Annotated in this window: 17 protein-coding genes; 15 read left to right on the forward strand and 2 right to left on the reverse strand. The window is 52.0% G+C overall.

Annotation, left to right across the window (positions count from 1 at the left end; all coding sequences use genetic code 11):
* The coding region (locus Q366_RS00005) for a Druantia anti-phage system protein DruA (RefSeq protein ID WP_169742909.1) at positions 1-261 on the reverse strand (261 nt) is incomplete at its 3' end.
* Positions 262-422: 161 nt separating this feature from the next.
* Between Q366_RS00005 and Q366_RS21150 the strand changes: the two genes are divergently transcribed.
* From Q366_RS21150 to Q366_RS00055, 11 genes are all read left to right on the forward strand, one after another.
* The gene (locus Q366_RS21150; protein WP_156968071.1) at positions 423-569 is read left to right on the forward strand and encodes a hypothetical protein; all 147 of its coding nucleotides are present in this window, start codon (positions 423-425) and stop codon (positions 567-569) included.
* A gap of 1 nt (position 570) precedes the next feature.
* Entirely contained in the window at positions 571-1,530 is a 960-nt protein-coding gene (locus Q366_RS00010) for an AAA family ATPase (protein WP_084691631.1), read from the forward strand.
* Positions 1,530-4,223, forward strand: a complete 2,694-nt coding sequence (locus Q366_RS21675; RefSeq protein ID WP_211251844.1) for a formylglycine-generating enzyme family protein — start codon at positions 1,530-1,532, stop codon at positions 4,221-4,223. Before Q366_RS00010 ends, Q366_RS21675 begins: the two co-directional genes overlap by 1 nt.
* A 105-nt stretch (positions 4,224-4,328) precedes the next feature.
* Complete coding sequence (locus Q366_RS00020) at positions 4,329-4,805, forward strand: HRDC domain-containing protein (RefSeq protein WP_035235707.1); 477 nt, start codon at positions 4,329-4,331, stop codon at positions 4,803-4,805.
* Positions 4,806-4,829: 24 nt separating this feature from the next.
* The gene (locus Q366_RS21155; protein ID WP_035235170.1) at positions 4,830-5,504 is read left to right on the forward strand and encodes an RNA-directed DNA polymerase; all 675 of its coding nucleotides are present in this window, start codon (positions 4,830-4,832) and stop codon (positions 5,502-5,504) included.
* Complete coding sequence (locus tag Q366_RS00030; RefSeq protein ID WP_211251845.1) at positions 5,498-5,683, forward strand: formylglycine-generating enzyme family protein; 186 nt, start codon at positions 5,498-5,500, stop codon at positions 5,681-5,683. Before Q366_RS21155 ends, Q366_RS00030 begins: the two co-directional genes overlap by 7 nt.
* Positions 5,684-5,826: 143 nt before the next feature.
* A complete protein-coding gene (locus Q366_RS00035) occupies positions 5,827-6,642 on the forward strand; it encodes a formylglycine-generating enzyme family protein (RefSeq protein ID WP_051957718.1) in 816 nt (271 codons plus the stop codon).
* A gap of 239 nt (positions 6,643-6,881) precedes the next feature.
* Positions 6,882-8,498, forward strand: coding sequence for an ABC-F family ATP-binding cassette domain-containing protein (locus tag Q366_RS00040; protein ID WP_035235176.1), 1,617 nt, complete (start codon positions 6,882-6,884; stop codon positions 8,496-8,498).
* Positions 8,499-8,573: 75 nt separating this feature from the next.
* A complete protein-coding gene (locus Q366_RS00045) occupies positions 8,574-9,761 on the forward strand; it encodes a BaiN/RdsA family NAD(P)/FAD-dependent oxidoreductase (RefSeq protein ID WP_035235178.1) in 1,188 nt (395 codons plus the stop codon).
* Positions 9,762-10,022: 261 nt separating this feature from the next.
* Positions 10,023-12,542, forward strand: coding sequence for a methyl-accepting chemotaxis protein (locus Q366_RS19925; RefSeq protein ID WP_051957719.1), 2,520 nt, complete (start codon positions 10,023-10,025; stop codon positions 12,540-12,542).
* Positions 12,543-12,691: 149 nt separating this feature from the next.
* Positions 12,692-13,297 carry a DUF1007 family protein gene (locus tag Q366_RS00055; RefSeq protein WP_035235181.1) on the forward strand — a complete coding sequence of 202 codons (606 nt, stop codon included), beginning with the start codon at positions 12,692-12,694 and terminating at the stop codon, positions 13,295-13,297.
* 39 nt (positions 13,298-13,336) lie between these two features.
* Here the strand turns inward: Q366_RS00055 and ilvY are convergent, their stop codons facing one another.
* The gene (gene ilvY / locus Q366_RS00060; protein ID WP_035235184.1) at positions 13,337-14,218 is read right to left on the reverse strand and encodes an HTH-type transcriptional activator IlvY; all 882 of its coding nucleotides are present in this window, start codon (positions 14,216-14,218) and stop codon (positions 13,337-13,339) included.
* 159 nt (positions 14,219-14,377) lie between these two features.
* Here ilvY and ilvC point away from each other — a divergent pair, with 159 nt between their 5' ends.
* The 4 genes from ilvC to Q366_RS00080 all read left to right on the forward strand — a co-directional run bounded on the left by ilvC (position 14,378) and on the right by Q366_RS00080 (position 22,289).
* On the forward strand, positions 14,378-15,850 hold the full coding sequence (gene ilvC, locus Q366_RS00065) for a ketol-acid reductoisomerase (protein ID WP_035235188.1): 1,473 nt from the start codon (positions 14,378-14,380) through the stop codon (positions 15,848-15,850).
* Positions 15,851-16,306: 456 nt separating this feature from the next.
* A complete protein-coding gene (locus Q366_RS00070; protein WP_051957720.1) occupies positions 16,307-17,548 on the forward strand; it encodes a PDDEXK nuclease domain-containing protein in 1,242 nt (413 codons plus the stop codon).
* 137 nt (positions 17,549-17,685) lie between these two features.
* Positions 17,686-19,014 carry an exonuclease SbcCD subunit D C-terminal domain-containing protein gene (locus Q366_RS00075; RefSeq protein ID WP_035235191.1) on the forward strand — a complete coding sequence of 443 codons (1,329 nt, stop codon included), beginning with the start codon at positions 17,686-17,688 and terminating at the stop codon, positions 19,012-19,014.
* Positions 19,015-19,022: 8 nt separating this feature from the next.
* Entirely contained in the window at positions 19,023-22,289 is a 3,267-nt protein-coding gene (locus tag Q366_RS00080) for an AAA family ATPase (protein WP_245619827.1), read from the forward strand.
* Positions 22,290-22,291: the final 2 nt, after the last annotated feature.

Genomic DNA, 22,291 nt, shown 5'->3' on the forward strand with positions numbered 1-22,291 from the left:
ATAACGATCTCTGGCTCCCAATCTTTTGGCAGGAGCGCTCCATGACAAAGCGGCAATCGGGTAATCTTCAATAAATGCCAAATATTTCAGCCTTTTCCCTAAAAGCCTTTTGTGACCTAAATAATGATACCGTTGTACAAGCTCATCCCACAGCGGTTCGAAGTCACCCCCACGAACTTGCCGCAGGTATGCCGGGGAAAATTCTTCCAATGAGCCGGTTAATTGTGTTTGCTTTTCTATGGTATCAATATTTGTTTGCACAATGTCCTCCACAATTTTCATGTAGAAGATCAGCATATCAGATCAATAACGTTCTGTCTATTATTTTATATGTCGCTGCAGTGTTAAAGCGTAGAAAACAAAAAGGGTTTCATTATTATCTATTGCCCAGGCAATCAGACAGCCACAATCCGGTTTGCCTCATGGATGTATATAAAACCTTGAAAGAAATAATACCTGATCTGGATATCATCATGGTTTGCATGGGCGAAGAAAGGGCACTCATCGTACCAGAACCTGAGTTTAATGCTGATTTAACCGAATTCTTCGAAAACAAACCGGAGTATTGACATGCTGCACATAAAAGAAAACGCTGTAACCCATCTGCCGCCCCAGGGGACCTGGCCGGCTTCGGTTCATGTATGGGAGAAAACCGCTGTTTTGGCAGTAAACACGGCACTTACCGCCCGGCGCCCCCTGCTGGTCCGGGGCGAGCCGGGCACGGGAAAAAGCCAACTGGCCCGGGCCGCTGCCATGGAACTGGGCCGGGTGTTTATAACCGAGGTCATCAATGCGAAAAGTGAAAGCCGTGACCTCCAGTACCATTTTGATGCAGTCCGGCGCCTGGGTGAGGCCCAGGCCCTTGGTGCGGCAGGCGCCGATGCCGGTGTCCGACTGGATCCCATCCGGTTTCTGAGCCCCGGACCTTTGTGGTGGTGTCTGAACTGGGACACGGCCATGGCCCAGGCCAAAAACAGTATCTGCGGTGTTGCAGGCCCGGTTCCCCCTGACGGCTGGGACATGTCCAAGGGCAGTGTGCTGCTGCTGGATGAAATCGACAAGGCTGATGCTGATTTGCCCAATGGACTGTTGGAAACCCTTGGTAACGGCGGATTTTCCGTTCCCTACACCCGTCATACGGTCTGCCTGGCCAAAAATGTGCCTTCGCCCCTGGTCATGATTACCACCAATGAAGAGCGGGAACTGCCCGCCGCTTTTTTACGGCGGTGCATGGTCCTTCATATCGGCCTGCCCACCACAAAAGACGACTTTATCGCGTTTCTGGCAGACCGGGGCCGGATTCATTTTCCCGATGATCACAGCGATGATGTCAGAAAAGAGGCGGCCCGTCAGCTTTGGAACGACCGAAAAGACGCTTTGGACGCCTGCCAGCCGGCGCCCGGCCAGGCCGAATACCTGGATGTTTTAAGGGCCTTGAAGGATATGGCTGAAAATAAAACAGACCAACTGGCAATTATGGCCGAGATAAAGGATTTTGCCTTTAAAAAGTATCCGGATGAACGGTTCTGATGACAGGAGATCTGCCTGACAGAGTGATCCGTATCACCCGAACCGGCCGTGCCGACCTGATCCGTCTGTTAAAGGCCGGCGGCGGTATTCGCCTGGATGAAACCGCCCCGTTATTCGGCTATACCAGGCAAGAAAAGCAGGCTGAACAAGGGGCTCAACCGGCCGGACAATCAGTTGCAGGCAGCCCTGGCCCGCCTCCCCGGGAAGCGCATGTGTTTTTGGAGCCCGGGGACGAAATAAAGTTCTGGTGTCTGACTGAATTTGAAAAGAAAGATCCCGGCGACATCAGGACCCAGGCCCCGGAATGGGCCCGGAAAGGAAGTTCGCTTACCCAGGCAGACAGCCGGGCAAAACAGACGTTTAAACCGCCCGCTTATTTACCCCTGGAAACGACTTCACGGATCTGGCCGTTTATCAAGGCGGCTCTTGGTGCCCTGACAGCCACGGCAGATCCGGACATGGAAAAAGCCGTTCCCCTGGCTGCAAGTTTATCCCCCATGGACCGGCTGCCCATGGTAACCCGTCTGACCTGGCATGCCAGGTCCTGCGTTGTATTTGATTTCCATGACCGCCTCATGCCCTTTTGGCGTGATATCCGGCAGATGCTGGAGCTGATCCTGAGGATGCGCGGATGCGCCGGGCTTGGGGTGCGCATCCTGGAAAAAGGCCCCCAACAGGGATTCCGAAAATTTGGCGACACTGATTTCAGGTTTTATCCTTTTCGTCCGCCGTCCGCCGGCACCCCGGTCCTGATCCTGAGTGATCTGGGCTGTTTTTCAGCTTCCCGTGACCGGTTGACCGCATGGATACGGTTTGGCAGGGCCTGCCGGGCAAAAGGAATTACCCCTGTGGTGCTTACCCCTTGTCCTTCCTATTCATGGGACAATCGCCTGGGTTCGTTTTTTACCATGGTCTGGTGGGACCGGGGCCAAAAACTTCCCCGGCCTGATTCCCGCAACCGGATGACTTCCGTCCGGCGGGCTGCAGCCATTAAAAACCCAAAAGAAAAAGTTGAGACTCTTCTGGCCCTGCTCTCCTGCGCCATCCGGGTGGAACCGGGTTTGCTGCGGGCCGTGCGGTTTGCCTTGCCTCCGGGAACCGCTGATTCAGGGATCGAAGCCATGGCCTGGAACCACAGCCACATGAAACCAAGTCCTGTTGCCGGTTCCTTTGACAATAAAGCCCTGGCTGATTACAGGGACCGGTTTGCCCGGCTTGCTGTCGATGAACAAAAATGGCCTTTGGCCGAGAAAACCATTATTCTGAGAAACGCATGGCATAAAATGCTTGCCAAAGCAGTCCGCTGCGAAGAGGAAATGGTGGCTGCCAGCCTGTGCAGGAGGGAACCTGCCCCCTGGGCCGGCGAGTTTCTTGAAATATTTTTCAGAACCGTGTCCGGTGCCCGGGGCACCGAAGAGATGGCAGCCTGGTTCAACCGGCTGTCCGATCGCCTGACAGAAACGACCTGGTCCGCCAACAGCCGGGTGCTGACCCCCGCCTTTATTGTGGTCAACTGGAAAGCCTGGCACCAGGGCACGGCTGTTCTGCCCAGGGGGGCGGACCTGGCCCATGCCGCCTGGCTCATCATAAAAGATGGCCCTGTGCAAACCATTACCGTGTATCAGGTGGGCTGCCAACTGGCGTTTCTGCCCCGGCAGGGCCCAACGGACGGGCCGGATCACAATGGGTTTTCCCTGGGCAGCCCTGTTGTTTCCTTTGAAACATCCGGTGATTACAGTATCAACGGCGCCAAAGCCTCTGTGGGTGAGGATTTCTGGATGGACCTGCCTGAAGAAGGGAGGGTGCGGATTGATACGGACAGGGTGAATGCCGTTATTGACAGAATTTCCAAACCCGCTGTGGCCGGGGCCGTGGGCCGGGACAAATCCGGGCTGTTCTTCCGGTTTCCGAAATCGGATCAGAAAATATACCACCCCTGGGGAGACCTGGGTGAGGATCGGTTCGGAATCTATACGGATTACCTGGTCAGAGGGGTGACGTTCCGAATGCGCTGGATTGAGGCGGGGATTTTTATGATGGGGTCGCCCGGTGATGAACCCGAGCGAGAATATGATGAAACGCGCCATGAAATCACTCTGACCCGGGGTTTCTGGCTGGCCGACACTGCCTGCACCCAGGCGCTGTGGCAGGCGGTGATGAAAAATAACCCCAGTGAGTTCAAGGGAGAGGACCTTCCGGTGGATAGTGTCTCCTGGGAAGATTGTCAGTTTTTTCTGGAACAGATCAATGGCCTGTTGTCCGGACTTAACCTGGGTCTTCCCACCGAAGCCCAATGGGAATATGCCTGCCGGGCAGGCACCCGGACCCCTTTCAGCTTTGGCCGGACGATTTCAACGGCCCAGGCCAACTTTGATGGTAATTATCCCTATGCCGGTGGAGAAAAAGAAGAATACAGGAGGACGACCGTTCCAGTCAAAGCTCTGCCTTGCAATGGCTGGGGGCTTTACCAGATGCACGGCAATGTTTATGAATGGTGCCGGGACTGGTATGGTGATTATGACCTGGAACACCTGGTTGATCCTGTGGGGCCTGATACGGGCGAGGACCGTGTGTTGCGCGGCGGTTCCTGGAACAACGACGCCAGGAACCTGCGGTCTGCTTGCCGGAACTGGGGCACGCCTTCCTACCGGTACCTCAGCATTGGCTTCCGCCTGGCCCAAGGTCATTTATAAACAGCAGGCAAGAACAGGTAGCTGCCGGGGGCCGGGGCCGTTCAGATGAAGGCGGTAGCCCATCTGACGGCTCCGGTTCCCGGCAGCGTCAAGTCAGGAAAACATATGAAATATAAATTTTTTAAAATACCGGTGTCCGAGCCGGAATCGGCTGAAGCCCTGCTTAATGCATTTTTGTCCGGCCATCAGGTGATTCAGGTGGACAAGGTCTTTGTGGACAAAGGCGAATTCAGTTTCTGGGCTTTCAGTATCAGCTACAGGAAAAACACGCAAATACTCCCCGCTGCCGACAGGAAGCGGGTGGATTACAAGGAGGTGCTCAATGAAAAGGATTTCAGCGTCTTTGTAAAGCTCAGGGAACTTCGTAAAGAACTGGCTGAGCAGGATGGCGTTCCCGCCTATGCGGTATTCACCAATGAGCAGCTTGCAGCCATGGTTGTGGAACAGGTGATGTCAAAGACAAGACTGGCATCGGTTAAAGGCGTTGGACAGGCCAGGGTGGACAAATACGGGGACCGGTTTCTGGCCCTTCTCAAGGAACAATTGCCCCGGCAAACAGAATCCGGGGACGGGGCCGCGTGAAACGGGTTGCCGTGGCGATATCGGATGTCTGTGCCTGGGATAACCTTGCCTGTGCATTTTACCGGGCCGCCGCCGGCAAGCGGCACAGCGCCGCAGTACGGTCTTTTATCCAGGATTTTGATGCAAGGCTTGCCCGGATCGCAGATCACATCATCCGCTTGGATCTTCCGGTATCGGATTTCAGACGGTTTGTCATCCATCTATCATGTACGTCCTGGGAAAGGCCTGCCCATCGGAACCCTGACTTCCCAGCATTTTGCCAATTTTTATCTGGACCGCCTGGACCGGTTTGTCATGGAATCCTGCCGCGCCCGTGCCTGTGTCCGGTATATGTACGACATGATTTTCTGGTGTGACACCAAGGCTTCGGCCAGGCTGCTGTTGAAAAATGTTCGGTGGTTTGTGGAAACACCACTGCTTTTAACGGTGAAAAATTCCCAGGTGCAGATCCGGAAAAGCAATTGTGGCGTCCTGTTTTGCGGATACCGCATCTATCCCGGGGTGATCCGGCTGTCACAAAGAAAGAAAAGAAGATATATCCGGCTTCGTAAAAAATGGGAGCAATGGTTCGCCAACGGGATGATTTCGGAAAGTGAACTGGCGCGGGGGTATGACGCCGTGTCAGCGTCCCTTTGCCACGCCGACAGCCGGCAATGGCGGAAATTACAGTTGAAAAAATCCGGTGCCCCTGTATGGTAAAAAACAATGGGTGGTGCCCGCAAACGGGCGAGAACCGTGTGCTGCGCGGCGGGTCCTGGAACAACAACGCCAGGAGGCTGCGGTCTGCTTGCCGGAACAGGAACACGCCTTCCAACCGGAACAACAACATTGGCTTCCGCCTGGCCCAAACTCAGTTTACGCCGGAGGGCGGCAAATGACCAGGGCGCCATCCGGTCCGTATGCTTTGATAAAGGTACGGCAAAAAGGAAACGGGCGCCGGTATGTGAGTAAGTCCGGGGGACACCGGTATTGAAAGCTTGCCGGCTGCCTGAATTTTTTTTTTGATAAAAAGATATGACAGATGAGCGGTCAAAAACAGGTTAACATTCATTCGGCAGACCCGCCCCAATTTCCCCCTGACTGGGCCGGGGAATGGGGCCAGGACCAATACGGCCTGTGGTCGGCCCTGGTGTATCGGGGCATTGCCCAGGTTTTTCGATGGATCCGGCCGGGACAGTTCATGATGGGATCACCCGATGATGAGCCCGAGCGAAGAGATGATGAAACGCATCATGAAGTCACCCTGACCCGGGGCTTCTGGTTGGCCGACACTGCCTGCACCCAGGCGCTGTGGCAGGCGGTGATGGAAGACAATCCCAGTGAATTCAAGGGAAATGAGCGTCCGGTGGACAGTGTCTCCTGGGAGGATTGCCGGGATTTTCTGGAACGGATAAATGGCCTGTTGCCCGGACTTAACTTTAACCTTCCTTTCGAAGCCCAATGGGAATATGCCTGCCGGGCAGGCACCCGGACCCCTTTCAGTTTTGGCCGGGGCATTTCAACCGACCAGGCCAACTTTGATGGTAATTATCCCTATGCCGGTGGAGAGAAAGGAGAATACAGGGAGACGACCGTTCCGGCTAAAGCTCTTCCTTGCAATAACTGGGGGCTTTACCAGATGCACGGCAATGTCTGGGAATGGTGCCAGGACTGGTATGGTGATTATGACCTGAAACACCTGGTTGATCTTGAGAGGCCTGATACGGGCGGGTTCCGTGTGCTGCGCGGCGGGTCCTGGAGCTTCAACGCCAGGGACCTGCGGTCTGCTTGCCGGTTCAGGAACACGACTTCCTACCGGAGCTTCAGCATTGGCTTCCGCCTGGCCCAAGGTCATTAATAACAGGCAGGTACGGCAGGCCAGGTAGATCCCCTGCCGGCCGGGTGAGGCGGAGCCACCCGGCGGCCGGGGATCGAAGCCGGCGGTTCGGCAATTAAAGTGATAGGTGAGCCGGGTTACCGGCATTAACCGAAAAAAAACTTGATTTTTTTCTGAAAAAACGGCAGGATACGCATTTTTGCCAATGCCGGAGCAGTCGGGCATTGCCCCGAGTTTACCATTGAGGAAATACCATATTAATGATTTTCGCAGATAACATATCCCTTGCCTATGGCAAGCGGCCCCTGTTCAAAGATGTCAACATCATGTTTAAACCCGGTAACTGTTACGGCCTCATCGGGGCCAATGGTGCCGGAAAAAGCACCTTTTTAAAAATTCTTGCACATGAGATTGAGCCGGATACCGGCACGGTTTCCGTGGGGCCCGGGGAGCGGATCGCTGTCCTGCGCCAGGATCATTTTGCCTTTGACGAGTATGGGGTGGTTGAGACGGTAATCATGGGCCATGAAAAGCTGTACCAGCTCATGGCCGAGCGGGAGGCCCTCTATGCCAAGCCTGATTTTTCCGAAGCAGACGGTATCCGGTCCGGCGAAATCGAGGTCGCGTTTGAGGAGATGAACGGGTATGAGGCCGAGGCCGAGGCAGCCGTGCTCCTCAAGCACCTGGGCATTGCCGAAGCCCTGCACGCAAAAAAAATGAAAGAGCTTGAGGGCGGTGAAAAAGTGCGGGTCCTTCTGGGCCAGGCCCTGTTCGGCAACCCGGATGTCCTGCTCCTTGACGAGCCCACCAACAACCTGGATATCCAGTCCATTGCCTGGCTCCAGGAGTTTTTGTTCCGGTTTAAAAATACAGTGATTGTGGTTTCCCATGACCGGCATTTCATGAACCAGGTATGCACCCACATTGCCGATATTGATTTCAGCAAGATTTCCGTGTACGTGGGCAATTATGATTTCTGGTACCAGGCCAGCCGGCTCAACCTGAGGCAGAAGCTGGCGGACAACAAACGGGTGGCGGAAAAGGCCGAAGAGCTGAAATCCTTTATCCGCAGGTTCTCTTCCAATGCATCCAAGTCAAAGCAGGCAACATCCCGGAAAAAGCTGCTGGATAAGCTGACCATTGAAGAGCTGCCCGTATCGAGCAGAAAATATCCCTTTGTACGGTTCGACCCTGAAAGGCCGTGCGGAAATATTATCCTGGAAGTGGAGGGGCTTTCCAAGACCATTGAGGGTGAAAAAGTCCTGAATAATATTTCGTTCGTGGTCAATAACGGGGATAAGATTGCCTTTGTGGGTCCCGACAGCCTGGCCAGAACCGCGCTTTTCGATATCCTGTCAGGGAACACCGAACCTGATGAAGGCACCTTCAGGTGGGGGGTCACCACCAGCCACTCCTATTTTTCCAAAACGCATGGCGCTTTTTTTGAACAGGACCTCAATCTGATCCAGTGGCTGCTCCAGTTTGCCCCGCCCACCGAGGGTGAAAGCTTTGCCAGAACCTTCCTGGGGCGGATGCTCTTCTCCGGTGACGATGCCCTGAAAAAGACCCATATGCTCTCCGGCGGCGAAAAGGTCAGATGCATGCTGTCCAGGATGATGCTGGCCCATTCCAATGTCCTGATCCTGGATGACCCCACCAACCACCTGGACCTGGAATCCATCACCGCCCTTAACGACAGCCTGGTGGCGTTCCCCGAAGTGGTTCTTTTCACCTCCCACGACCATGAGTTTATCAACACCATTGCCAACCGTATCATCGAAGTAACGCCCGACGGGATCATCGACAGCCTCATGTCCTATGACGAGTACATTGAAAGCCCGGAAATTGACCGGGTCCGGGAAAAAATGAGCGCGTAGGCAACAGGATAGGGCGGCACGGACAGACGGCCGGACGGCCGAACGGGCAGACAGGCAGGCAGGCAAAAAAAGAGTATGAAAACCCAATACGATGTGGTGATTATCGGGGCAGGGGCCTCGGGGCTGATGTGCGCGGCCCAGGCCGGAAAACGCGGCAGACGTGTAAAAGTTCTGGACCACGGCCCCAAGCCCGGGCGCAAGATTCTCATGTCCGGCGGCGGCAGGTGCAACTTTACAAACCGTAGGGTCAGTGCGCAAAATTATATTTCATCCAATCCCCACTTTGTAAAATCCGCGCTCAGCCGGTACCGGCCCCAGGATTTTATCGCCCTTGTCCGGCAATACGGGATCAGCTTCAGCGAACGGGAACACGGCCAGTTGTTCTGCACGGACAGTGCCGGGCAGATCCTTGACATGCTGCTGGCAGAGTGCCGCAGCGCCGGTGTCTGCTTATCCTTCAAAACAAGCGTCACCAGCATTGACAGACAGGCTTCGGCCCGGGGGTTCCGGATCTGCACATCCGGGGAACGCATGGAGGCCCCGTCTCTTGTCATTGCCACCGGAGGGGTATCAATGCCTTCAGCCGGGGCCACGTCCTTCGGATACAAGGTCGCCGGGCAGTTCGGCATTCCTGTGGTAGAACCCAGGCCCGGCCTTGTTCCCTTTACGCTTCAGCCCGGGGATAAAACGGTTCTGGCGCCCCTGGCCGGGATTTCAGTCAAGGCCCTGGTTTGCACCGGATCTGCCTCATTTAAAGAGCAGCTTCTGTTTACCCACCGGGGGCTGAGCGGCCCTGTGATCCTGCAGGCCTCATCCTTCTGGCAGCCCGGAACCCCGGTGGCCATCGACCTTTTCCCGGATGGAAATCTGGAAAAACTTCTGGAAACAGAACAGCAGATCCGGCCCAAACGCCATGTGAAATCCGTCCTGGCCGGTCATCTTCCAACCCGTCTGGTCCAGGCCCGTCTGGATGAAAAGCTGTTGAACAGCCCGGTTCACGCCATTTCCCGCCAGGGGATCAAGCGTGCGGCTGACCAGATCCATGCCTGGCACATCCAGCCCGGCGGCACCGAAGGATACAGAACCGCCGAGGTGACCGTCGGCGGCATTGACTGCCGCAGGTTCTCTTCAAAAACAATGGAATCCCGGGATGTTCCGGGACTTTACGCCATCGGCGAAGTGCTGGATGTCACCGGGTGGCTGGGCGGATACAATTTCCAGTGGGCCTGGTCTTCGGCCTGGGCCGCCGGACAGGTGGTCTAGGTGTTGCTGTAACAACCTGCCTTAGGCCCAGGGTTTTCTTTCCATCCTGGATCAGGTCACGGGTATCTGCATTAAAGGCTGCGTAAATATTTTTTAACTGGGCTGTTTTTTCTTTCATATTTCCCCGGTTCGTTAATTTATTCCAAAATACAATTCTAATAATAATCATCTATATATAGACGACGGTTTTGCAAAAGGTAAACGCGTTGAGTATACCTGCCTGTTTAAAATTTAAAGCATATTTTATTTGGGGAGAACGCATTGAGCTGGAAAAATATTAAGATCAAAAACAAAATCGGCATCGGAATCGGCACCGTTGTCTTTTTGTTAGGCATAATGAGCATCCTCAGTTATTTCGGGGTACAAGGAATTGTTCAGGACGCCGGGGAAGTGATTGCCGGCAACAAGCTGGCCGGTATTATGGCGCAAAAGGAGGTGGATCATCTGAACTGGGTTGCTGATGTCACGCGTTTATTTACCGATGAAAGCCTCACAAGCCTGGACGTGGAAACCGATGACCATGTGTGCAGCTTTGGCAAATGGTTGTACAGCGACAGTCGAAAGAAAGCCCAGGCCCTGATTCCCGGACTGACGCCCTTATTCAAGGCCATTGAAACACCCCACAGGGAACTGCACGCATCCGCTATTGCCATAAATAAGGCATTAAAAAAAAATCACGGGGACCTGGCCCAGGTTTTATCAGACCATCTGGCAGACCATATTAACTGGGTGGGACAACTCAACAAGGCAGTGGCCGAAGAAGCCGGGGGGATGTATACCTGCCAGAACCGGCTGCGGGCCGCAGCCGGAAAAGCCGTTGACCTGATTCAGTCCATACGTGGGATTGAGACCCCTGGGCTGGATCAGAAACAAGCGGTTCTCAACAGCCTGAGGCAGATGCGTTTCGGCAGTCTGGAAGATGATTATTTTTTTGTACTCGATACCAGCGGCACCGTTGTCATGCATCCTTTAAAATCGTCCCTGGCGGGAAAAAATCTGCGTGATACAGAAGATAAAAACGGCCAGAAGCCCTTTGATGAAATACTCCGAACACCGTTCAATGAAGGCCAGGGGTTTGTGGCCTTTGACCAAAGCCTTTTTGACGGCCTTAATCCAGCCCCCGTGCTGGTTTTTGCCAAAAAATTTGCGCTGTGGGACTGGGTGGTCTGTGCCTGCCTTCACGTTGATGCCGCCAATCAAAAACTTATGGACCGGGTAGGGGATGTTGCACAGGGAAACCCATTTAAGCTGAATATAGAGCTGAATTCCGACCAGTGCAGTTTCGGCAAATTTTTATCTGCGCCTGAAACCCGCGCGCTCATCTCTTCTTTTCCTCAGATTAAGCCTGTGTTAACACAACTGGCGGAAGACCATAGGAAACTGCATCAAACGGCCTGGGAAATTGAAACCGCCATCAATGACATGGATATGTCCTGGGCCATCAATGTGCTGGTAAATAAGACCCAGCCGGCCCTGGCCAAGGTATACAGCCTGTTTCACCAGGCAATACGTGCCGAGACCCAATTAACCCAGAGCAGAGTGATTGCCCAGGAAATATTCACCACCCGTACCATGCCGGCCATGGGGCAGATGAAACACCTTATGGCTGATATACAAAAAAAGATCAGACAAGCTATCCTGACAGATGAACAGATGCTGGCCCATGCCAGGATCGTCAGAAACCGTGTGCTCTTTATGGGGATTGCAGCCATCCTGATCGGTATCGGGCTGACCTTTTTTATCTCCAGAAGCATCAGCCGTCCGGTTATCCAGGGCGTTGCCTTTGCCAGAACCATTGCCGGCAAAGATTTAACCCAACGGCTCGATATCAATCAGACCGATGAGGTCGGTACCCTGGCATCAGCACTGAACAACATGTCTGAAAATTTACGGCTGATGTTTTCAGATGTTGTGGCCGGGGTTGGCACGTTGACAGCGTCTTCCATGCAATTGTCAAGTGTATCGCGGCAGATTGAGGCCAACGCAGGCCAAACTTCGGAAAAAACAAGTCATGTGTCAACATCCGCCGAAACAATGAGTGCCACCATGAACAATGTTGCCGCAGCCACGGAGCAGACTACCATGAACCTGCAGATGATTGCCACAGCCATTGAAGAGATGGCCGCCAGCATCCAGGAGGTTTCTCATAATACGGAAAAAGGCAGTGAGAGCACATGCAGAGCCGTTGATACAGCCAAAGAGGTGTCCGTTAAAGTCAAGGAACTTGACCGGGCAGCAGAAGAGATCAACAAAGTTACGGAAACCATTGCAGAAATTTCAGAGCAGACAAACCTGCTTGCCTTAAATGCAACCATTGAAGCGGCCCGGGCAGGCTCGGCAGGCAAGGGCTTTGCCGTGGTTGCCGGTGAAATAAAGGCCCTGGCCCAGCAGACAGCCCATGCCACCCAGGATATCAGTGCCAAAATCAGCGCGATTCAGGCCACTGCAACAGAATCTGTGGGAGCCATTAACACCATTGTGGACGTGATCAATGAGATCAACCACATTGTCAGCACGGTTGCCTCGGCCATTGAAGAGCAGTCCGCCACAACCCGGGAGATATCCAATAACGTCAGCGAAGCGGTCACCGGCCTTGATGAGGTCAACAGCAACATTAACCAGGCATCGGTTGTATCAAGGGAAGTCACCCAGGATATTACAGATGTGAGCCGGGCCACGGAATCCGTGGAATCGGGCAGCCATGAGATCCGGACCAGTGCAGAAGCGCTGTCCGGACTGGCAGAGGAACTTCATGAAATGATGGCTCAGTTTACCATTTGATCCGGACCCGGCAAAATTAAAGGCAGCAGAAGAATGTGCACCCCTGTTTCAGCGGCCGCGTTCATGTGCAGCCTTGAAAATATAGGCTGATACAGATATAAATAGAAAAATGAAAAAGGACTGATACACACATAACAGCGGTTACACCCATGCCCCGACCCAATTGGTTTTTTTGCCTAGTGCCTGCTTTTTTAATTATCCTGTGCCCCCTTCCCGGGATTCCCCATCCCCATGTGTTCATTTCCCAGCGCACCGGATTTGTTTTTGACGACCAGGGGCTGGCCGGTTTCCGGGTGAGCTGGACCTTTGACGAGATGTTTTCTGTTATGATCAGTGAGGATTTTGACACAGATCATAATAAGACATTGGATTCAAAGGAAGTGGCAGTGATCAGAGAAAAAGCCTTTGGTTATATTGCCCCGTACAACTATTACATCCATGTCAAAATTGACGGGACCCCTTTTGAGGTAAAGTTCATCAAAGAGTTCAACGCATGGCTTGACAACGGCATTGTCAATTATGAATTTTTCATACCCTGCCATATCACGGCCCTGGAAACGCCCAAGCAGATTGTTTTGTCACCCTATGACCCGGAATATTATTCAGATATCTATTTTCCGGACAAGGCGCCCTTTAACATGGAAAACACAGATCCATTCTCCATAAAAACACAGACAGCCAGGGATAAATCCACGTTGATTTATTATGATATGGTCAATCCCATGGCGATTTTTCTCTCGTTCAAGCGAAAATAAAGCCTGCCCAAAGGGCGCGGAGTTCATTTAAAAACGAAGTCAAGACGCCCCTGCTACGATATCCCACAGGGCCCGGACCCGGGGATTGGACAGGTTTGTATTTCGTGTGCAAAGGGCTATTTCATAAGCGGGCAGTTCCGGCATGTTGTCCAGTGCAACAATATCCTGGTAAAGTTGGCTTTTTTCAAGAACCAGCCGGGGTACAAGGCCGATACCGAATCCCAGGTTTACCAGGGCGATAATGGCTTCATGGCCTGTGACCTGGGAGTAAATGCGCGGGACAACCGCATTTTCAGCAAACCACTGATCAATACGCTCCCGGCTCAGGCCTTTGTCCGCAAGAATCAAGGGGAATTTTTCCCAGTCCGGGCCCCCTTTGCTGTCTGTTACCAGGACATCGGGATAATGCCTGGCCCCGATAAAAACCAGGGGACTGACAGCCATGTTTAAAAAACTGATCTGGACACCGGGTTTTGCCGGCAGGGCTGCAATTACAGCATCTGCATCCCGGTGCATCAGCCGGTCTAACGCCTGGGCAGGGTCGCCTGTTTCAAGGTGGATCTGCACCCCGGGGTGCAGGGCCCGGTACCGGGGGATAAATCTGGGCAGGATACTGTAAGCTGCCGTCACCGAGCAGTAAAGGGAAAGCTGGCCGGTCAGGACAGCGCCCTTTGATAATTCCCCCTGGAGCCGTTCAAACCGGCCAAGCACATCCTCGGCATATTTTTTAAAGGCCTGTCCGGCATAGGTCAGCTCCACACAGCGGTTGCCCCGGATAAAAAGCTGTTTTCCCACATCGGTTTCCAGGCGCTGGATTACCCGGGTAAGGGCTGACGGCGAAATATTGCACGCCTGGCTTGTCCGGGAGAAATGCAGGGAACCGGCCAGGTGGTAAAATAATTCAAGGGTGCGTATATCCATCTCTTTTTTTTGCCTCAACAGGGTAACATATTGTTATTTTGAATATTTTAAAAGTCTATTTCAGTATTTGCAACATAAAATTGCAAATGATTCATTTGACGCAACGAGCGTTTTAAGCCATTTTATTCACGGAACATTTACACTTAAAGGAGATAAAATATGGGCACCAATTATTTTAACACCCTGCCATTGCGGCTGCAACTTGAAGAACTGTCCCAGTGCCGGTTCATGGACCCTTCGGAATTTAACGGGGTTGACGCGCTCAAGGGGAAAAAAATTGTGATTGTGGGATGCGGGTCCCAGGGCCTGCACCAGGGTTTGAATTTAAGGGACAGCGGCCTGGATGTGTCCTATGCGTTACGGGAAGCCGCTTTTGCCGGGAAACGGCAGTCCTGGAAAAATGCCACGGAGAACGGTTTTGCCGTAGGTACCTATGACCAGATGCTGCCGACAGCAGATCTGGTTATCAACCTGACCCCGGATAAACAGCACTCCAATGTGATTGAATCCATCATGCCTTTGATGAAAAAGGATGCCTGCCTTTCCTATTCCCACGGGTTCAATATTGTTGAAGAGGGCATGCAGATCAGAAAGGATCTCACCGTTATCATGGTGGCTCCCAAATCCCCGGGAACCGAAGTCAGGGAAGAGTATAAAAGAGGCTTTGGCGTGCCCACCCTGATTGCCGTACACCGGGAAAACGATCCCCGGGGAGAAGGCTTTGAACTTGCCAAAGCCTATGCAGCCGGAACAGGCGGTCACAAGGCAGGTGTTTTGCAGTCCTCATTTGTGGCTGAAGTGAAATCGGATCTCATGGGCGAGCAGACCATTTTATGCGGGGTTCTGCAGACAGGCGCGCTGCTGTGCTATGACAAGATGATTGAAAACGGCATGGATGAAGGATACGCATCCAAACTGGTCCAATATGGCTGGGAAACCGTGACCGAAGCCCTGAAACACGGCGGCATCACCAATATGATGGACAGGCTGTCCAATCCGGCTAAAATCAAGGCCTTTGAATTAAGCGAGCAGATCAAGGAGATCTGGGCTCCTTTGTACAACAAGCACATGGACGACATCATGACTGGATTTTTCTCAAAGACCATGATGGAAGACTGGGCCAATGATGACGCCAATCTGCTCAAATGGCGTGCCCAGACCCAGAACACGGCGTTTGAAAAATCGACGTCCCAGGACGCGGACATCCCGGAGCAGGAATATTTTGACAACGGCATTCTCATGGTGGCCATGATCAAGGCAGGCGTGGAGCTGGCCTTTGATACCATGGTGTCAGCCGGTATTATTGCGGAGTCCGCTTATTATGAATCCCTGCATGAGGTGCCCCTGATCTCCAACCTCATTGCCAGGAAAAAACTGTATGAAATGAACGTGGTGATTTCAGATACTGCGGAATACGGCTGTTACCTGTTTGCCCATACCGCGGCTCCCTTGCTCAAAGACTTCATGGCAGGCCTTGGTACAGATGTGATCGGCAAAGGCCAGGCCCTTGAAGACAATGGTGTGGACAACATCCGTCTGATCCAGGTCAATGATGCAATCCGGAACCATCCTGTGGAGATTGTGGGTAAAAAACTGCGTGGGTATATGGGGGCCATGAAAGCCCTGCGTTAGCCGATACCTATTTAAAAAAATAGTGTTTTCGTCCAATTTCCGGATGACCCCGAATCCGTTTTAATCCCCAGCAGTTCTTTGCTGGAACGACACCTTGCCAGGTGCGACATAAGCGTTGGTGCAGCCCTCCTGCACCAACGCTTGCTCCCCGTTTTTGCAGCCATACGCCCAATCCGAATCATTTTTTCCGCTGAATAATCATTTTTTCAGGAAAGCCCCAAATCCTAAAATCCTAATCGCATTCCTTGACAATATAATTGTTTTTGTATGCAAATGGCTACTTATACGTTGTGAGGTGGTCGGGTAATTGTGGACACTTCTCTAAGAGTGGGTTAATAATCCACACGGAGGTGTCAAAAGACGAAGCAGTATAGACCTTTTTTCACGCCAGGTTGTCGATTGGTCCCGGAGTAATCAAATGACCACAAGGCTGATTGTCGATGTAAGGAGCCTGTGATGGAGAACCACAAAAAGACAGGAAAGAAGAAGTTAACCACGGAAGACACTGAAAACACAGAAATAAAATTTGATGGTTTGGTTGGGCTGTTTGAGCAGACTCAGGCTGCCATGCAGAGGCAGGCAGCTCGTTCGGTGGATATTGCATTGGTGGTGCGCAACTGGCTGTTCGGTTGGTATATTGTGGAATTTGAAAACGGCGGTGCCAAACGGGCTGAAATGTATGGGAAAGAATTGATGAAACAGCTTTCTTGCAAACTGACCGAGACACTTGGCAAAGGCTTTTCCAAACGTTCACTGGAACAATATCGAAAATTTTATCTGGCTTATTCGGAGATTGCGCAGGCACTGCCTGCGCAATCTCCAGGGATTAATAAGATTCAACAGGCACTGTCTGTTACTTTTCCCGAAACGCTTCAATCGGCAGCGTCAAAATTGACCGAACGCTTTATTCTTGGCTGGACGCATTATGTTACTCTTTTAACAGTGAAAAATCCGAGAGAACGACGATTCTATGAATTGGAGGCTGCGGAGAATGGCTGGGGATATCGTGAACTGGAGCGACAAATCAACTCAGCACTATATGAGCGTCTGGCGTTAAGTCGCGATAAAGACGAAGTTAAACGACTGAATGCTGAAGGTCAGATTGTTGAGAACGCATCAGATATTATCAAGAGCCCATACATCCTTGAATTTACAGGACTGGAAGAGCGTAAATCTTACAGCGAATATGATTTGGAAACCGCATTGATTAATAAGATTGAGCACTTCCTTCTGGAACTGGGTAAAGGCTTCCTCTTTGAATCCCGGCAAAAGCGTTTTTCCTTCGACAATCGCCACTTTTATGTAGATCTGGTTTTCTATAATCGACTTTTACGTTGTTATGTCGTCATTGATCTAAAAATTGGCGACCTGAAGCATCAAGACCTTGGTCAGATGCAGATGTATGTGAACTACTTTGACAGATATGTAAAACTGAAAAATGAAAAACCGACTGTGGGCATTCTGCTTTGTCTCACCAAAAGTGACGAATTGGTGGAGCTGACGTTGCCCGCGGATGCCAATATTTATGCATCGGAGTACCAGCTTTATCTTCCCGATAAGGAGGCACTGAAAAAGCAATTAGAAGAAGCCCATGCTGAATGGGAAGAAACTATTGAGGATTCCTCGGTAGTCAGAAAGTCAGGAAATAAAAAGCGTTCTGATAACAGCAAGGGAGGGAGGGAAGTAAATTGCGAATAATGTATGGAGATAAGGCCTCGTGGGCAACTGTCAAAGAATACTTGACAGTTCGATTGCATGACAAACGGCAGACCTGTATGAATAATAGCCTAAATGCCGAAATAAAAGGTCATTATCGATATGCGAGACAATAGACAATGAAGATCCTCCACACATCAGACTGGCATTTAGGCCGCTGCCTTTACGGCCGGAAACGTTATGGGGAGTTTTCGGCGTTTCTGGATTGGCTGGCCCGGACCATTGAAGATGAAAAAGTTGATGCCCTGCTTGTCGCCGGGGATGTGTTTGATACAAGCACGCCCAGTAACCGGGCACAGGAACTCTACTATCGCTTCCTCTGCCGCGTTGGGGCATCCTGCTGCCGCCATGTTGTGGTTATTGCGGGGAACCATGATTCACCGTCATTTCTCAATGCCCCCAGGGAACTGTTACGGGCTCTGAATGTATATGTGGTTGGCTCGGTAACCGACGCCTTGGATGATGAGGTGATTGTTCTTAGGAAAAATCCGCAGATTTCGCAGATTGACGCAGATGGTGTTGACGCGATTATATGTGCTGTGCCCTACCTGAGAGATCGGGATATTCGCATTGTTGAGCCGGGTGAGACCATTGATGATAAGAACCGAAAGCTGGTGGATGGGATCAAAAAGCATTATGAAACAGTCGTTTCATTAGCGGAACAAAAAAGATACAATCTGTGTAAATCCGCACAATCTGCGGATAAATATATTCCGATAATTGCCTTGGGGCATCTGTTCACAGCAGGCGGCAAAACCGTTGACGGTGATGGCGTGAGAGATCTGTATGTCGGTTCACTGGCCCATGTCGGCGGGGAGGTATTCCCTTCATCCATTGATTATCTCGCTCTCGGGCATCTGCACGTTCCCCAGGCGGTCGGCAGTGCTGAACATATACGGTACTGCGGATCACCCATACCGATGGGGTATGGGGAAGCTGCCCAGGAGAAAAAGGTCGTCCTCATTGAGTTCAATCCGCAGATTACAGGGATGGACCCAGATAAAAGCACTAAAAAAGAGATCAGCGGTAATCAGCGAAATCTGCGGATAACAGAAAAAACAGTGCCGTGCTTTCAGCAGATGGTCCGCATCGTGGGGTCTTTGGATGATATCCATGCAAAACTGGACGAGCTGAAAAAGGAAAAAAGCTCAGCATGGCTTGAGATTGAATACACCGGCAGCAACATCACCGGCAACCTGCGCGAGGTGCTCGACGGGGCGATAGCTGACTCCACCATGGAAATCAGGCGGATAAAAAACCGGCGGGTCATGGACCGGGTAATGAGTACGATTGCCGAAAATGAAACCCTTGATGATTTGGATGCCAATGACGTGTTTATTCGCTGCCTGGAAACATTTGATGTACCGGATGAAGACCGGCAGGGGCTGACATCCTCCTATAACGAAATAATCAAGTCTCTCCATGAACAAGACGTAAATGCGGAATAAAGAGACTGATGATGAAGATACTTGAACTCCGGTTTAAAAACCTCAACTCCCTCTATGGTGAGTGGCGTATTGATTTTACCGATTCCGAATATGTGTCTAATGGAATTTTTGCTCTGACCGGCCCGACGGGTGCGGGTAAATCCACGATTCTTGATGCCCTTTGTCTTGCCCTGTATGGAGCGACGCCCCGCCTTGGAAGAATCACTAAGAGCGGGAACGAGATTATGTCCCGCCAGACCGGTGAGTGCTATGCCGAGGTATTGTTTGAATCCCAGGCTGGCCGGTTCCGCTGCCACTGGGAACAGCGCCGTGCACGAAAAAAAACAGATGGCAATCTTCAGGATCAGGAACATCAGATTGCGGATGCCGATACCGGAAAGCCCATTGAAACCAAGAAAAGTATTGTGGCCGGTGTGATTGAAGAAAAAACCGGAATGGACTTTGACCGCTTCACCCGCTCCATCCTGCTGGCCCAGGGCGGTTTTGATACCTTCCTGAAGGCTGATATTGAGCAAAAATCAAAGATACTGGAGCAGATCACCGGCACAGAGATTTATTCAGAAATTTCACGGCGCGTTCACGAACGCCAGCGGGATGAGCGGGAAAAGCTGAATCTGCTGCATGCCGAAACATCCGGCATTGGGATTCTGGAGCCGGAACAGGAAAAAGAGATTGCCCAGAACCTTGGGGCAACGCAGAAACAGGAAACCGGGCTTGCCGGTAAATTAATCGAAACAGGCAAGGCCATTACATGGCTTACCACCATTGAGGGCCTGAAAAAAGAAATCCATAACCTTGCTGATGAAACAGCAAAACTGCAGACTAATGTTGACGCGTTCAAACCGGAACGTGCCAGACTTGAACAGGCTGTCAACGCTGGGGCCCTGGATGGGATATATGCAACACTCACGGCCCTGCGCAAACAGCAGTTAGACGATCAGGCGGCGCTGAAAACCGAGGAAGCCGGGCTGCCTGAACTGGAGGCCTGCGCAAATACCCAAGCTGAATCACTTAAGACCGCCGGGCAGTTCACGCTTAAAGCCAAAGCGGATCTGAAAGCGCAAGCACCGCGGATCATGCAGATTCGATCCCTTGATCAAAAGATTGCCCAACTGGCAAAGGCTGTGGCAAAAGACGCTGAAACCTGCGCGAAAGAAGCCGCAAAGATTGAGACGGATAAGCAGGTCCGGGTGAATGAGCAGGAAAAGCGAACCAAGGCCGAAAAAACCCTGGAGACGGCAGAGCAATACCTCAACGCGCATGCGCAGGATGAGTGGCTGATCAGTGGTCTGGCCGGTATTGAAGAACAGTTCGGCAATCTGCTTGCCAGACAAAAGGAGATCACACAAAAAGAGATCGATCTTAACTATGCCGGTACGGCCGTGACAAAGGCTTCAAAAAAGCTGGACGCGGCCACCAGGCGGTGTGAGGTCCGCAAACAGGAACTGGATGCGGCCGAAAAAAACCTTCAGCAAGGCAAAGAGGCCTTAGATGAATTGCTGGGACACAAATTGCTCCGGGAATATCGCACCGAAAAGGAAACCCTGCTCCGTGAAATGGCATACATCAGAAAGATCGAGGAACTTGAAGATCATCGAACCAGGCTGGAAGATGGCAAGCCTTGTCCCCTTTGCGGTTCAAACGAGCACCCTTTTGCCAAGGGAAATGTTCCGGTGCCCGGTGAAATTGAGCAGAGGATCGCGTCGCTAACCAAACTGATCACCAGGGCAGAGGATCAGGAAAGCGCCATCAAAAAACAGGAAGAAACACAAACCGCTGCCTGCAAAAATCTAAATGACAGCGAGAAGCTGGAAAGCAATGCTGCCAGCGACAAGAAGGCCGCTGAAAAAACACTGGCGGAATTGAAGGATGGACTCACGAAACTTCGGACCAGCTTTGAACAGCTCAAGGTGGCGGTATTTCAAAAGCTCGGGCCACTGGGCATAACGCAAATACCGGAATCAGGGGTTTCATCACTGCTTGAATCTCTCAAATCACGGCTGAAAGCATGGCAGGAACAGGTGCGGCAAAAAAGTGAAATCGAAAAACAGGTCGCGGCCATCAATAGCGAAATAAAGCGCCTGGATGCCGTGATTGAAACCCAGGACAAGGCCCTGGCTGAAAAGCAGGAAAATCTGGAGCAGCTGAAAAAGGAACATGCCGCAGGAACGGATGAGCGCAGGAAATTGTATGGAGACAAAAAGCCGGACGTTGAAGAAAGCCGTCTGAACAAAGCTATTGCAGAGGCCGAGGAAGCAGAAAGGAAAGCCGGAATCCTGAACACCGAGCTGCACCAGAAACTGACGACAGCTAAGCGCCATGTTGAATCCCTGAAAAAGCGTATTGGGCAGAGAGCACCGGACCTGAATCAAGCGGAGGCAGATTTTGCAGCCGCACTGGTCCCTGCAGGCTTTGCAGATGAAAAATCGTTCCTTGGGGCCAGACTGTCCAATGAGGAACGGGCCTCTTTATCTTCCCGGGCAAAGGAACTGGAAAATGCCCAGACAGCGCTCAACGCCAGACAGAAAGACCGGGAGACGCGTTTGGCCACGGAGATCGCCAAAAAGCTCACCGATAAAATGCTTGGGGAGCTTGCGCCGCAGTTCAAAGAATATGAAGAATCCCTGAAAGAATTGCGCGACGCCATTGCTGGTTTCAAACACAAACTGAGCGAGAATGCGGCAGCCAAAGAGCGGATCAAGGAAAAACAGATTGCCATCGCGGCCCAGAAAAAAGAGTGCCATCGCTGGGAAAAACTGCATGGCCTTATCGGTTCAGCTGACGGGAAAAAATACCGCAATTTTGCCCAGGGCCTGACCTTTGAATTGATGGTTTCCCATGCCAACCGGCAGCTTGAAAAAATGACTGACCGCTATCTGCTGATCCGTGATGAACAGCAGCCCCTGGCGCTGAATGTCGTTGATAATTATCAGGCCGGTGAAATCAGGTCGACCCGGAACCTGTCGGGCGGTGAAAGCTTTATCGTGAGCCTGACACTGGCACTGGGGCTTTCAAAAATGGCCAGCCGGAAAGTCCGGGTGGACTCTCTGTTTCTTGATGAAGGCTTTGGCTCCTTGGATGAAGAATCGTTGGAAACCGCTCTGGAAACATTGTCTGGCCTTCAGCAGGACGGCAAGCTGATCGGAGTCATCTCCCATGTATCCGCACTGAAGGAAAGAATCGGCACACAGATAAACATAACACCCGTCTCCGGCGGACGCAGTTTTTTATCCGGCCCGGGCTGTACAAAAGTTGGAGGACAGGCAAATGACTGAAT

Source organism: Desulfobacter vibrioformis DSM 8776 (assembly GCF_000745975.1).
GTDB classification, from domain to species: domain Bacteria; phylum Desulfobacterota; class Desulfobacteria; order Desulfobacterales; family Desulfobacteraceae; genus Desulfobacter; species Desulfobacter vibrioformis.

Bases quoted from the DNA above. Each gene is read 5' to 3' on its own strand.
- Q366_RS00045 (WP_035235178.1), top strand. From the start codon at position 8,574: ATGAAAACCCAATACGATGTGGTGATTATCGGGGCAGGGGCCTCGGGG.
- Q366_RS00020 (WP_035235707.1), top strand. From the start codon at position 4,329: ATGAAATATAAATTTTTTAAAATACCGGTGTCCGAGCCGGAATCGGCT.
- Q366_RS00055 (WP_035235181.1), top strand. From the start codon at position 12,692: ATGCCCCGACCCAATTGGTTTTTTTGCCTAGTGCCTGCTTTTTTAATT.
- Q366_RS00035 (WP_051957718.1), top strand. From the start codon at position 5,827: ATGAGCGGTCAAAAACAGGTTAACATTCATTCGGCAGACCCGCCCCAA.
- ilvY (WP_035235184.1), bottom strand. From the start codon at position 14,218: ATGGATATACGCACCCTTGAATTATTTTACCACCTGGCCGGTTCCCTG.
- Q366_RS21675 (WP_211251844.1), top strand. From the start codon at position 1,530: ATGACAGGAGATCTGCCTGACAGAGTGATCCGTATCACCCGAACCGGC.
- Q366_RS21155 (WP_035235170.1), top strand. From the start codon at position 4,830: ATGTCTGTGCCTGGGATAACCTTGCCTGTGCATTTTACCGGGCCGCCG.
- Q366_RS00030 (WP_211251845.1), top strand. From the start codon at position 5,498: ATGGTAAAAAACAATGGGTGGTGCCCGCAAACGGGCGAGAACCGTGTG.
- Q366_RS00040 (WP_035235176.1), top strand. From the start codon at position 6,882: ATGATTTTCGCAGATAACATATCCCTTGCCTATGGCAAGCGGCCCCTG.
- Q366_RS00010 (WP_084691631.1), top strand. From the start codon at position 571: ATGCTGCACATAAAAGAAAACGCTGTAACCCATCTGCCGCCCCAGGGG.
- Q366_RS00080 (WP_245619827.1), top strand. From the start codon at position 19,023: ATGATGAAGATACTTGAACTCCGGTTTAAAAACCTCAACTCCCTCTAT.
- ilvC (WP_035235188.1), top strand. From the start codon at position 14,378: ATGGGCACCAATTATTTTAACACCCTGCCATTGCGGCTGCAACTTGAA.
- Q366_RS00075 (WP_035235191.1), top strand. From the start codon at position 17,686: ATGAAGATCCTCCACACATCAGACTGGCATTTAGGCCGCTGCCTTTAC.
- Q366_RS00070 (WP_051957720.1), top strand. From the start codon at position 16,307: ATGGAGAACCACAAAAAGACAGGAAAGAAGAAGTTAACCACGGAAGAC.
- Q366_RS21150 (WP_156968071.1), top strand. From the start codon at position 423: ATGGATGTATATAAAACCTTGAAAGAAATAATACCTGATCTGGATATC.